The sequence below is a fragment of the Paenibacillus pabuli NBRC 13638 genome, from assembly GCF_001514495.1.
GTDB lineage: Bacteria > Bacillota > Bacilli > Paenibacillales > Paenibacillaceae > Paenibacillus > Paenibacillus pabuli.
This window is the reverse complement of the sequence record NZ_BCNM01000004.1, coordinates 253,164-266,165: the sequence shown is the minus strand read 5'-3', so window position 1 is coordinate 266,165 and position 13,002 is coordinate 253,164. Positions and strand designations below refer to the sequence as shown.

Sequence of the window (13,002 nt, the reverse complement as noted above, 5' to 3'; positions counted from 1 at the left end):
GGGTCACAGATTTATTCTCCTCTTTCCATCATATCTGTCTGCTCGGCAATCGTCAGCGCAGACAAGATATCTTCAATCTCCCCGTTCATCACCTGATCCAGCTTGTGCATGGTCAGACCAATGCGGTGATCCGTCACACGGCTTTGCGGGAAGTTGTAGGTACGAATCCGCTCACTGCGGTCGCCTGTTCCCACTTTGCTCTTGCGCTCACTCGAAATTTTCGCTTCTTCTTCCTGACGCATCATATCGAAGATCCGGGTACGAAGAACCTGCAACGCTTTTTCCTTATTCGAGTTCTGCGATTTACCATCCTGACACGTGGCCACAATTCCCGTTGGAACGTGGGTTACCCGTACAGCGGATTTTGTTGTATTTACCGATTGTCCACCAGCACCACTGGAACAGAACGTATCCACACGAATGTCTTTATCATGAATTTCAATATCGAAGTCTTCGGCTTCAGGCATAACCGCGACTGTTGAAGTAGACGTATGAATCCGTCCACCCGATTCGGTTGTCGGGATACGCTGTACACGGTGTGCGCCACTTTCGTATTTCATTTTGCTGTAGGCTCCACGTCCGTTGATGAGGAAAATAACCTCTTTGAATCCGCCCACGTCATTCGTGTTCGCATCCATCAATTCCACGCGCCAGCCCTGATTATCGGCATAACGTGTGTACATCCGGTAGAGATCGGCTGCAAACAGCGCTGCTTCATCTCCTCCCGCCGCTCCGCGAATTTCAACAATAACGTTCTTATCATCATTCGGATCTTTCGGCAGCATCAGCACACGGATCAGATCATCCAGTTCTTTCTTGCGTGCACTCAGTTCATCAATTTCCATTTTGACCATTTCACGCATCTCATCGTCCAGTTTCTCTCCCTGCATCTCCTTCGCAGCTTCGAGATCCTGACTCACCTGCTTATACTCATTGTATGCTTCATACGTAGGTTGCAGGTCGGATTGTTCTTTGGAATATTCCCGCAGTTTTTTGTTATCACTTGCTACATCCGGGTCACACAACAACTCACTAAGTTTGTCATATCGATCGGCTAACGCCTGTAATTTATCCAACATATATAGTCACCTCATACTTTATTTTGTCCATACACTCTTCATTTTCGTGTAACCGTTTAGTTCATCTTATCTACAATCTATATCTCACAACAACGCACAGGGTTTCTCACAGAACCCTTGATCGCAGTATTCATTAACATTCATATATGATCGACGTATAACATCGCTACAACGTCATCAAATCCTTTGCATTAAAGTGATATAAAAGAAATCATGCATTCCATGCTGGACCCGCCTCAGCTCTTCAAGTTCCGAGCAAAATCCAACCTGAGTACACGACTCTTAATTATAGCATATTCTAACCATGCTGAATAGCAACGGTCTCCTCAGAAATCAAACCAAATTTCTATCCCGGATGCATAACAGCACTTCTTGAGCAGCTGATATCCGCTACAAAATGTCGTATTCCAACTTCTCACTTACGACACTCCACCCTGTCTCCTCGTTCATGGGGCTTGCTGAATCATTTGAAGTATAGAACAAGCGGAGCTGAGGCAATCCGGACAGCAATAACAGACCACTTGTCTCTTCCGACAATTTTGCCGATTCCACAAGTGTTTGGTCATATCGCATGTACTTCGACTGATTCTCCATCATACCGCCTCCCTCAAGTGTTCTTCTTTTTATTATATCCACTCCGTACAAACAATCCAGTAGAAGTACAGCTTATGCAGAAAGTTTTTAGGACACAAAAAGCCCTGCCATCTTCAAGAGAAGAAAGGCAGGGCTTGTTTACAGCATATCTAATTGTTATCCGTTGAAATGAATTAAACGTTGAAGCGGAAATGCATAACATCGCCGTCATTGACAACATACTCTTTACCTTCAAGACGAAGCTGTCCGCGTTCTTTTGCACCATTCATGGAACCGGCAGCAACCAGATCGTCGTAGGAAACAACCTCTGCCCGGATGAACCCGCGCTCGAAGTCTGTGTGAATTACCCCCGCTGCGCCAGGTGCTTTCGTACCTTTACGGATCGTCCAAGCACGAACTTCCTGTACGCCTGCTGTGAAGTACGTGTACAGACCCAGCAATTTGTAAGCGGCTTTGATCAACAGGTTCAGACCGGAATCTTCGATACCGAGCTCTTCCAGGAACATTTGTTTATCTTCGCCTTCCAGCTCGGAGATCTCTTCTTCCACTTTTGCACTGATCGGCACCACTTCTGCATTTTCAGCAGCTGCGAATTCTCTTACTTTTTGCACATAGGCATTGTTCGCTACATCGCCGATTTCGTCTTCAGCTACATTGGCTGCGTACAGGACAGGCTTCAGGGTAAGCAAGTGCAGATCGCGTACGATCAGACGTTCTTCGTCCGTAAGCTCCATGCTGCGTGCTGGCTTGTCTTCGTACAGAACAGCCTTCACTTTCTCCAGCACTTCCACTTCCTGAGCAGCTGACTTGTTGCCGCCCTTCATGTTTTTCTTGGAACGGTCGATTTTTTTCTCGACACTTTCGATATCGGCCAGGATCAGCTCCAGATTGATCGTCTGGATGTCGCTCACCGGATCAATTTTGCCATCGACGTGAGTGATGTTCTCGTCTACGAAGCAGCGTACCACATGTACAATTGCGTCTACTTCACGGATGTGGGCAAGGAACTTGTTACCCAGACCTTCGCCTTTGCTCGCACCACGAACGAGACCTGCGATGTCTACGAACTCAAACGCCGTTGGTACCGTTTTTTTCGGCACAACGAGTTCTGTCAATTTGTCCAAACGCTCATCCGGCACTTCAACGATCCCCACGTTCGGGTCAATCGTACAGAACGGATAGTTTGCCGACTCGGCACCAGCTTGTGTAATTGCGTTAAATAACGTAGATTTTCCGACGTTCGGAAGCCCTACAATTCCTGCTTTCAAAGCCATGTATATGACAACTCCTCATTGATTACTTGTTCGGTATGGATAATCCTATACATTATATATGACAAACCCCAAGGCATCAAGGAACTTCGCCAATTCGACCTAAGCACAATCCGCTTCCTGAATTCCCCGGTTACTGCGGATGATGCGTTTTGTATAGATCACACCTTTGGCTTAGATTATCCGTTTTTAGACTTACCCTTTAATTTCCTTATACATCGTCAGATCCGTTACCTCATATCCCATCTTGCGATACAGGCTGCTTGCACGCACATTATGTCCGAACACATGCAAACCAATGCGATCCACGCCAAGACTCACCGCTTTCTGCTCAAGCGCCTCCATCGTTTGTGTGCCATATCCCTTGCCTCGATGCACTTCTTCAACCACAATATCTAGCAAAAAAGCTTCCTTACCACGACGATTCTCTGTGATATTGAACCAGATGTACCCCACATTACCATCGGCCTCATGCACCACATTGTAGATGTAGTTTCCCGGTGTGTTCAGTCCTTCTGGCAAGTACTTATCGTAGGATGTCTCTGCACGCTCTTGTGCTTCTTCCGCAGCCCATGTGCCCGCCTCTACCTTCTCTTCTGCAAAATCTTTAATCGAGCGAACTCGAAAACTCGCATATTCCTCTTCATTCATTGCTACCAATTCCATTTGATGTTGCTCCCCCCATTTTGAGTTCTCTATGTATAATGTTATTTAAGCTTTACCGTATTATACTCTGTTTGGATCAGGTATGTATGCCGCACTATAGTAGAGGAAAATAAAATAATACCCAACTTTAGATTCTCTCATTCCGTTTATCTCTACATAGGTTGAACAAATGAGTTTACACTGGACCATTACGCACTGTGCCGCCGAACCGTCTTCTGATGTGGATATAGAAAAGAAAGGAGCAATGATCCTATGCATACACACCGTCCGGTTTCAAAGAGGAAATGGGTCATTCTGACCGTTGTAATTCTCTTCATCTGTACGATCGCTTACATGAGTTTTCAGAACGCTTTTGATCGTTTTGGTCACCTTCGTATCACCATTACCAACCAATCTGATCTGCAACTTGTAGATGTGAAGGCTGGTTTAATCCGGGGAGACAACTCCATGAACAACGTAGATGATGGAACGTTATATGAATGGAAACAGAATGTCCCCAGCGGTAAAAAAGTAAAGTTCGCTCCACAGCTTCAACTATCCGGTGAAGGAGCTGTCTACCTGGAGTTCACGGACAGCCAAGGCAAAATGTATAACCGGACGGTCTGTGGGTACACCGAATCCTTATCCGGCAATTCATATGTCACCGTGACCAACGACAATGTAACCGTGAAAGAAGAATGTATGTAAACTTGCTACTGCACACCACAACTTATGTTAAAATATATAGGCGAGCGACCCGCCAAAGTTTCTCGCCCAAAGTCGATTGGATTATTCCATCGGCTTTTCTATTTTAACAAGATTGTATTGATTAATTAGATCATCCAGGACCATGGATTGATGTATAACCCGGGGATGAAGAAGATCTCCATAGTCCATCTTTAATTGATAGAGCCTTTGTCTCGCCGCTTCGATCTGCAACTTGAGCTCACCACAATCCATATTCACCCCTCCCTGTTGTAACATTCTAGTCCATTCTGCTAATTAGTAGGAAATCAGGTGAACTCCAACACAAAAAAGCTCCCTTTAAAGTAGACAATTCACCATTCTACTTGAGGGAGCAACTCATATTAAAAAGCATATTATCAGAAATGCTGGTCAACTCCCCATGCCATGACCATTAGTTGTCATGATTGCTGGATGGTCTATCTCAACAGGGATGGGTTGAGTAGTTGGAATAATTACTCCTACTGCAATACTACATGCAAATATCAATAGTGCCAATTTTATTTTCATTTTTATTCATACCTCCCGAATCAATTTTTTGTAGTGCAATTTAGCTTCTTCAACTGCACAAAACCGAAATTCTTCAAATATTTTTATACACTCTAGAATACTATCTTTATTCTTAATTTTAACTGCAAAATCCAACCCGTTAAGAATTAACTCAAATCCTCTGTTATAATCTTGATGTTTTAAATAGTATGTACCTAGGCCCACAAGTAAAGTACCATATTGATCATTCGTATATTGCTCACTGATTTTTCCAATATGGCTACGCTGTTCTTGGTACATGAAATAAGAGTCATACGCTTCTAAAACAGGATTAATGTTGATATCAAACCGATTCGCCGCATTCACAATTGCACATAAAGCAGGGAAGATCTCGTTTTCTCTCTCAGAAATATAGTTTATATAACTTTGGATGACCTCTGTTTTACCTGACATTAATTCATATAAATACCTGTTGCCTTCTGCCCATTCCTCGAACTGACGAATAACAACTGTTTCCTCGTCGCTCGGATCATTTACCCAGCTATAATCGGTGTATAAAGAGACATATTGAAGTGCTTTTTCATATTCTTCATAATAGAAACATGCTTCTCCAAGAGCCAAATATGAGTACATAACGTAAAAAACAAACTGCTTTTTAGGTTTATCCTCCGCTGCTCTCCCTGATTTGTACAGCTCATAATGGATCATTGCTTTTAACTTTAACTGATTAGCAAGGTTCTTCACTTTATCCCATCGGCGCAATGAAGCATACACATTAATCAGGTCATTCAGTCCATCAAGCTGATAGGGCTCGTCAAGCCGATCTACAAAAAACTCAAACTGCGTAGCAAGTGCAAGATTGCTTATCTGATCTTTGGAAAGCCCGATCGTGAACAAGCGATACTGACTGAGTGCTAACCGTTCCGAGTGTTGCATTTTCTCGCTTTCAGCTACACAACGATATAGGGGCTTGGACGCTTCCAGCTTCCCTTCATGATATAACTGCTCTGCCAACTCGAATAAAAGGGGTGCGTAGGAAAGATTATCCATAACTAGATTAACAGCTTCTTCCATATAATTGACCTTACCGAGTTCCGCACAACGGTAAAGAAAAGGCCCAAGTCTTCTCCAATCCGGACTTGTATGTACAAAACACTCATTTATGTATAATTCATAGAAGTAACCCTCAGTTAAACCCATACCGGCAGTAAGTCGATCCAACTGCTGCACCCCTATGGGGCGCAGCCCGTTCAGCGTTCCACTTAACGTTCCTGAGTTAATTCCCGATATCTCAGAGAATTGATTGAGTGTCATATGGTTAGTTTTTAAGTAGTCTGCTAAATGATCACGTATTGTGGCTACTGAGTTCAAAGGTACACCACCTTTCCAAGAAAAATTAAGCAACGGTCAATAAAATTATACTATATTTTTGCATTTAATATCAATATTTTACTTGTAAATAATTTACTTTTATTATTAGATAATTATGAGCAATGTTCTATGGTTAGATGCAGCCAACGACACACCTGACCCAAGCTTCCACCAGGTCCTCCCCAATCTCCCAATGATGGCTTCAAACAGGCCCGTTTCGAACGGGTAACCAATAAAACGCCGTATCTCAAAAATGAGACACGGCGCTTTAATTTTAGTGGGGAAGGTTACCAGGAATTTGCGGCTGAAGCGGTGCAGGAGCATAACCATTTTGCATTTGCTGCATGTCTTGCTGGGCCAGCTGTGGTACTTGGTAGAAGCCATTCTTATTTTGATAAATCGAGATCTCATAAGCCATCTCAATACAGTTTGGCAATGAATCGGCAAGTACTCGGCGTACAACCGGATTGGTTGTTTCCATTGCTGCTGTTGTTTTCATTACAGCCCCCGATTTCACTGCATTTAACATACTCAGGGAGATGGTTTGGTCACAAATCTCACTTGCAGATTGCATTGGCTTTTTCGGTTGACTAGGTTTCATGCCATAAGTAAAATCATTACCCTGATTCATTTTATAACTTTGCGTCGGTTTTGAAGGATCCTGTCCGGTTTTAAAGCATTCCAATGTAATGTTATATTCATCAGTCATAAATTGCTTCTGGCGTTGCAAAATATCCCGTAGCTCCGGATCCTTTACGTGTTGACTCAGCAAGGTGTACGTATTCATTGTATTGATGGATCCAGCCAATACTTCATGGACATCAAACATCTCATGCCCGCCATGGTTCAATTGTGGTGGAACAGTACCTGTTTCAATGTTTTGATGGTTTTGCAGCTGCATTTCGTATTTCCTCCTATTGGTTGTTTCCTGCAAATGATGATTCCTTATTTCGCAGTCTGAGGTTATTATTCATTTTCTGAGCCCAAGATATTCAGAATAGATTTTGTATTTACAAGGTGTTAAAACTGATTTCTTGGACTACGTCCTTCTCCAAGTAACCTTTATAGGCGCTCTGCATAGGCTAACGCATAACGTGTAGGAGGGATTTAAACTGTATACTTACGAACCAAATCGCCAAAACCAGCATCTCGCTTGGCATGAAACGATGGAGCTTCACGAATTGACAGCCTTTCAGAGCAATCAGTTAACACATTTTAAAATGGTAGTGAATGATGTAAAGAACCAGGAGCTCCACGCACTTTATATGGAAGCCATTAAGAGCATTGAACAAAATTTAAAGGAGCTGCTTCATTATTATCCATTGGCGCCGGAAGGAACCAGAAACAGTGGGAATGAAATGGATATGACTGCATTTTATGCTGGACAGTTGCTTGGTTTTTTCAAAACATCGGTTCGCAGCTATGCCATTGGGATCACTGAAACCGCCACCCCACAACTACGTGAAACATTACAAAAACAACTGAATGGTGCCATCCAACTGCATGGTAAAGTATTTTACTTTATGCTGGAACGGGGACTTTATCCCTCCTATGATCTTCCCAAGCTCCTCGCTAACGATGTTGCCATGGCGAATAAAGCCATATCTCTATAAGTTGAATGGAAAGAAGGCCTTCGATGAATCCGAAGGCCTGTTATTTTATATTTGAATAGCTGATGCCAAACTCTGTTAGGAGGAGCAAAGGCAATGCCTGTTCAGAAACTCCCTATCGCCCGTGTACTGATAATGCTCATAATAATGCCTGGCCCTCATCTAACGCCGCTCCACCAGACGTGGCGTCTGTTTCAATTCCTTGATCCCTCCCGCACCAATCCCAAACATGACCGTACGCAGCTCGAATTCAACCTGTTCCAGCCGCTCATTCAGCGCGTCATCGGAGGCTACAGCGGATTCAAGTAATGATCGCCCGAATCCTGCTAAATCTGCACCGAGCGCGAGGGCTTTGGCCGCATCCACGCCTGTGTACAGTCCACCGCTTCCAATCAGGGCCCCCGCTGGGTTCAGCGCTCGTACTTCCTGAATACACTCCGCTGTGGGAATGCCCCAGTCGGCAAAAGCTTCAGCTGCCGCCCGGCGTACCGGGTTATTGTTGCGGTACTTCTCCACCTGTACCCAGCTCGTACCACCAGCCCCGGCTACATCGATGAATGCAACACCCGCTTCATATAATCGCTGTGCTGTCACTCCATCGATGCCAAAGCCCACTTCTTTCACGCCCACAGGCACATCCAACTGGCGGCACAACTCCTCGATCCGCTGAAGTAATCCGCTAAAATCGGTATTTCCCTCCGGCTGAAAAATCTCCTGCAAACTGTTCAGATGAAGCACAAGCATGTCCGCTCCCGCAATCTCAACAGCCCGCTGGAAATCAGCAGTATTGAAGCCGTAATTCAGCTGAACCGCCCCGAGGTTCGCAATGACCGGAATGTCAGGCGCCCAGCGCCGCACATCGAACGTAGCCGCCAGTTCGGGCTGCTCCACGGCAGCTCGAATCGAACCTACGCCCAGCGACCAGCCTCTGGCGTTCGCTACACGGGCAAGCCGTTCGTTGATGGAGCCTGTTGTCTTGCTTCCGCCTGTCATCGAACTGATGAGCAGGGGCGTGCGTACGTTTTGGCCTATAAAATGGGTCTCCAAACTTACGTCGTCAAACTTCAATTCAGGTAAAGGGTTATGACGAAATGAATATCGTTCCATCCCGCTGGTTACCCCTTCTCCTGCCACATTCTCCTCAAGACAGAGGCGCACGTGCTCCAGCTTCCGTTCCCCCGTAGCCACCTCGGGAAGCAGCCGTTCGCCGGCCCGTTCTTGTTCATTCATGATGAGACCTCCTTATGTGAGAATAGTGCTGATGGACAGAATAACCTGCCATTTTCAACTTTCTTGCCTCTATGTATCGTACAAAATATATGAATGGGATCTATATATGTTCAACTATATATTCACAGGATAACAGTTGATTGGAAGGTCGTTCTCTCATCCGAGTGTGCATGTAGATATCATAGTTGATTTATATGGCTTAGACGGTTACAGGTCAACTCTATCCAGTATACCGTTCTGCTTCTGCGATGGAAAGGGTGCCCCGAAATGGAACTTTGACTTGAAATTCGGGGCATGCCTCTCTATGTTTAACAGACTTCTTCAATCTCAGAAGCATGGATAGAATTAATCTGTATCCTCACTTTCATCTTATCGTCCGATTTCCAGTGCAAGCTGCGCTCCAACAAGCTGTCCGGATAACGTCACAATCGGGGTCCCGCCACCCGGATGCGTCGTTCCACCCACGTACCACAGTCCTTTGACATCTTTGCTTTTATTGCCGGGACGCATAAAGGTCTGCTTCACCGAGTTGGACGAGATGCCATAGATTGACCCTTGATGGGCAAGTGTATCCCGTTCTATGTGCTGTGGCGTGTACCGAATTAACACATCCGACTGCTTCAATCCCGTAATGCTCGCTCGGCCAGCTTATCCAACACCAACTCACCGTAACGGTCCATCTGTTCATCCCAAAGCAACGAGTCCGACAAATACGGACCTCTTCACGATTACGCGAAGGCGTAAAAACCTTATCACCAAAATTCAGTGCATACAGCGGGGTCAGTTCTTTTAACTCTACATAGTCGGATAATTTGCGTCCAACCACGTCGAACATCTCTTCAATTAATTGTGGCATCATCAAAAACGTGGCACCCCGGTCGAACCGATATTCGCCCAGCTCCAGTCTGGCAGAACGCCCCCCAATGACCGGCTGCTTCTCATATACATCTACTTCGTACCCCTGACCGGACAATAACATCGCTGCTGCAAGTCCGCCCGGACCCGCACCTATGACAGCTGCACGTTTACGTTGCTGATTCGGTATCATGCCACTCACCTTTCCTATGTGAAGAACTACCTCTAGTACTATAGTCTCTAAGCTACTATTAAACCGCCCATGAACAGTTCAAGCGGGTAAACGCAAAAACATTATACAAATATAATACAAATATTATACGACGCTGTAAATCAAAAAATGACCCGCTGGTCAAAATAGTTGAAACGGATAAATGAAATGCAAAAAAACACCCCTCGCACTCTTGCGTCAAAGGATGTCCTGTATACAATAACATTTTATTTAAAACACGATTTTTGAAACATACGATCAATACCTTATTCCTGGCGTTCGCTCTACGAAATACTCACGTTCGATCCATGATTGCCAATCTGCTGAATCCTCGGGCATAACCCATTGCGGATAACGTGTGTTCTCTGCACGCTCGTATCCTTTGCCTCCAAGTACAAATCGCATGTGCGGGTACTCGTCGGCAATACGCCCTACAAGCTGGTCACACTGCTCTAGGAGTTCCGAACTGGTCACTGAAAGGCAGACCAGCCTGATTTTCTGCTCCCGAATGATGGGAAATATCCCCTCTTCCGGCGTGTTGGCTCCGAGATAGAGCACTTCAGCCCCATTTTTGCGCATGAACAGCGAGAACAACAATAATCCAACCTGATGATGCTCCCCTTCCGGGCACATCGCCAGAACTTTGGGCAGATGCGGATAGATCGGGAACAGATGGAAAAACTGATAAAAGCGCTGTGAGATGAGCTGTGTCATGAAATGCTCCTGAGCAACCGAAGCCCTGCCCTGCTCCCAGGCATCTCCCACCCGAACCAGAATGGGTACCAGCACATGATAAAACATGGAATCATACCCGTACATGGTGAAGCCAAAATCAATTAGACCATTGGCCCGTTCACCCTGAAAGTTGTATAGCGCATCGTAGATCTGGTCCGCTATACGTGTATATGCCTCTTCCATCGTGGGTACTGGAGGTGCTAACGGCGTGGGCAAAGCGGCCTCAGGTGGCAGGCTGGCTTTGTTCACCTTGAGCATGCGAACCGCTTCCGAGATATTGGTCTGATGCTGCTCTACCTGCTCTTTCAACCAGCGCAGATCCTCGACATTCTCATCCGTGTACAAACGGTAGCCTGATTCCGTCCGCTCAGGGGTGACCGCGCTATATCGATTCTCCCAAGCCCGGAGGGTTACCGTCGGAATACCCAGCATGGCGGCGACTTGTTTGATGGAATACACCTTATTACCCACTTTCTTTCCTGAAATAGCCAGACTTCACAGGTTAAACGAATCCAAATTCCGTCCTTGTCAGGTATACGAAAATCCCAACATTCCACAAAAATAATACACTCATTATACACAACGGTCATATCTCTGTCGATTGAATCCATTGAATGGAGCGCTTCTTGCGTCAATGTTGTTATCCGGGTGGTAATAGAAGTCAGCAAACACAGAAAGGGGAGCTAACGTTGTTTTCTTTGGGCCGCAAGACATCAGACCGCAAGTCTTCACGTGGCAAATTTCCATACATACGAACAGGTCTCGGATTACTGGTGTTATGGCTCATCGCCGTCATGCTCTATCAGACCTATAAGCCACTACCACCCGGTATTTCGTATGAAAGTCCTGAATACCGTGTGGATCAGGTACAATTTCTGCATGATCTCACCTATCCTTCCGCTGACGGACAGATGGAGCATGAACAGCAGATCTTCCAGCGCATGCTTCAGGTTGTCGAGGACGCGCAGCAGTTCGTCGTAGTGGATATGTTTTTATTCAATAACTACCAGCACAAAGGACAGCATTTCCCGCCCGTCAGCAAAGAATTTACAGATACACTCGTCGCCAAAAAAAATCAGAAACCGGATATGGACATCTGGTTCATTACGGATGAGGTCAACACCAACTACAACTCTGCACCCAATCCACTGCTGGAGCGGATGAAACAGGCTGGAATTCATGTAGTGATCACAGATGTGGACCCTTTGCGGGATTCCACACCCGTGTACTCTGCTGTCTGGCGTACCTTCTTCCAGTGGTTTGGTCAATCCGGGAATGGATGGATTCCGAACCTGATGGCAACCGATGGTCCGGATGTCACCGTACGTTCCTATCTCAAGCTGCTTAACGTGAAGGCAAACCATCGCAAAGTTGTGCTCAATGAGAAGACAGCCATAGTCTATTCGGGCAATATTCATGATGCCAGTGCATACCATTCCAACATCGGTTTTGAAGTAACGGGGCCTGTAATTGGGGATATTCTCGAGTCAGAGCAGGCTGTACTGAACTTTTCGGGCGGAGGCAAACTCCCTTCGTATACCGCCCCTTCCACAGACCCGAATAAGGGAGATTTGCGAATTCGTTATCTGACCGAGGGCAAAGTAAATGACGCGGTGCTCCATGAGATCAATCAATCGGTAAAAGGTGACACCTTATGGATTGGCATGTTCTACATCGCTTCACCTAAAGTATTGGACGCTCTGCTCGAAGCCTCGAAACGCGGTACCGTGATAAGGCTTGTCCTCGACCCGAATGAAAATGCCTTTGGTCAGGAGAAAATCGGCATTCCCAATCGTCCTGTAGCTGCCGAGCTGCATGATAAGTCGGATGGCAAGATTCAGATTCGTTGGTATAACACAACCAAGGAGCAGTACCATACCAAACTAATGTACATCGCCAAGTCGACTGGAGATCATATCGTCCTTGGCGGATCGACCAACTTCACTCCCAGAAATATGAATGATTATAATCTGGAGAATGATCTCTGGGTCGCCGCCCCGGCAAACAATACCTTTACGCAAAATATTGCGAATTATTTTGACCGATTGTGGAACAATGAGGATGCCGAGTTCACCCTGAACCTGGATGAGTTTCAGGAAAAAACGACATTTTTGAAAGAAATCGTATATAAGCTGCAGCTGATCTTGGGTTTAACAACCTTCTAATTA

General features: G+C 45.6%; 14 protein-coding genes. 3 read left to right on the top strand and 11 right to left on the bottom strand.

Features of this window, described 5'->3' with window-relative positions; genetic code table 11:
* Positions 1-11: 11 nt before the first annotated feature.
* The 4 genes from prfA to PPA03S_RS08230 all read right to left on the bottom strand — a co-directional run bounded on the left by prfA (position 12) and on the right by PPA03S_RS08230 (position 3,610).
* A complete protein-coding gene (gene prfA, locus PPA03S_RS08245; RefSeq protein WP_062321670.1) occupies positions 12-1,079 on the bottom strand; it encodes a peptide chain release factor 1 in 1,068 nt (355 codons plus the stop codon).
* A 390-nt stretch (positions 1,080-1,469) separates the two neighbouring features.
* On the bottom strand, positions 1,470-1,676 hold the full coding sequence (locus PPA03S_RS08240) for a hypothetical protein (protein WP_157284018.1): 207 nt from the start codon (positions 1,674-1,676) through the stop codon (positions 1,470-1,472).
* Positions 1,677-1,846: 170 nt separating this feature from the next.
* Positions 1,847-2,947 carry a redox-regulated ATPase YchF gene (gene ychF, locus PPA03S_RS08235; RefSeq protein WP_062321666.1) on the bottom strand — a complete coding sequence of 367 codons (1,101 nt, stop codon included), beginning with the start codon at positions 2,945-2,947 and terminating at the stop codon, positions 1,847-1,849.
* A 192-nt stretch (positions 2,948-3,139) separates the two neighbouring features.
* Positions 3,140-3,610 carry a GNAT family N-acetyltransferase gene (locus PPA03S_RS08230; protein WP_062321664.1) on the bottom strand — a complete coding sequence of 157 codons (471 nt, stop codon included), beginning with the start codon at positions 3,608-3,610 and terminating at the stop codon, positions 3,140-3,142.
* A 252-nt stretch (positions 3,611-3,862) separates the two neighbouring features.
* Between PPA03S_RS08230 and PPA03S_RS08225 the strand changes: the two genes are divergently transcribed.
* Positions 3,863-4,297, top strand: a complete 435-nt coding sequence (locus PPA03S_RS08225; RefSeq protein WP_062321661.1) for a hypothetical protein — start codon at positions 3,863-3,865, stop codon at positions 4,295-4,297.
* 81 nt (positions 4,298-4,378) lie between these two features.
* On the opposite strand, the gene PPA03S_RS32220 is transcribed toward PPA03S_RS08225, so the two are convergent.
* From PPA03S_RS32220 to PPA03S_RS08210, 4 genes are all read right to left on the bottom strand, one after another.
* Positions 4,379-4,549, bottom strand: a complete 171-nt coding sequence (locus PPA03S_RS32220) for an aspartyl-phosphate phosphatase Spo0E family protein (protein WP_157284015.1) — start codon at positions 4,547-4,549, stop codon at positions 4,379-4,381.
* Positions 4,550-4,705: 156 nt separating this feature from the next.
* Positions 4,706-4,843: a hypothetical protein gene (locus PPA03S_RS32780; protein WP_157284012.1), complete on the bottom strand. Its 138-nt coding sequence runs from the start codon at positions 4,841-4,843 to the stop codon at positions 4,706-4,708.
* A 6-nt stretch (positions 4,844-4,849) separates the two neighbouring features.
* Positions 4,850-6,193, bottom strand: a complete 1,344-nt coding sequence (locus PPA03S_RS08215; protein ID WP_157284009.1) for a transcriptional regulator — start codon at positions 6,191-6,193, stop codon at positions 4,850-4,852.
* Positions 6,194-6,467: 274 nt separating this feature from the next.
* Positions 6,468-7,094, bottom strand: coding sequence for a spore coat protein (locus PPA03S_RS08210; RefSeq protein WP_062321657.1), 627 nt, complete (start codon positions 7,092-7,094; stop codon positions 6,468-6,470).
* A gap of 265 nt (positions 7,095-7,359) precedes the next feature.
* Between PPA03S_RS08210 and PPA03S_RS08205 the strand changes: the two genes are divergently transcribed.
* Positions 7,360-7,806 carry a spore coat protein gene (locus PPA03S_RS08205; RefSeq protein ID WP_062321655.1) on the top strand — a complete coding sequence of 149 codons (447 nt, stop codon included), beginning with the start codon at positions 7,360-7,362 and terminating at the stop codon, positions 7,804-7,806.
* A 159-nt stretch (positions 7,807-7,965) separates the two neighbouring features.
* Here the strand turns inward: PPA03S_RS08205 and fni are convergent, their stop codons facing one another.
* The 3 genes from fni to PPA03S_RS08190 all read right to left on the bottom strand — a co-directional run bounded on the left by fni (position 7,966) and on the right by PPA03S_RS08190 (position 11,293).
* Complete coding sequence (fni, locus tag PPA03S_RS08200) at positions 7,966-9,033, bottom strand: type 2 isopentenyl-diphosphate Delta-isomerase (RefSeq protein WP_062321653.1); 1,068 nt, start codon at positions 9,031-9,033, stop codon at positions 7,966-7,968.
* A gap of 493 nt (positions 9,034-9,526) precedes the next feature.
* Positions 9,527-10,081 carry an NAD(P)-binding protein gene (locus PPA03S_RS33850; RefSeq protein WP_062321650.1) on the bottom strand — a complete coding sequence of 185 codons (555 nt, stop codon included), beginning with the start codon at positions 10,079-10,081 and terminating at the stop codon, positions 9,527-9,529.
* 276 nt (positions 10,082-10,357) lie between these two features.
* On the bottom strand, positions 10,358-11,293 hold the full coding sequence (locus PPA03S_RS08190) for a MerR family transcriptional regulator (protein WP_062321648.1): 936 nt from the start codon (positions 11,291-11,293) through the stop codon (positions 10,358-10,360).
* A gap of 230 nt (positions 11,294-11,523) precedes the next feature.
* Between PPA03S_RS08190 and PPA03S_RS08185 the strand changes: the two genes are divergently transcribed.
* Entirely contained in the window at positions 11,524-12,999 is a 1,476-nt protein-coding gene (locus PPA03S_RS08185) for a phospholipase D family protein (protein ID WP_411835346.1), read from the top strand.
* Positions 13,000-13,002: the final 3 nt, after the last annotated feature.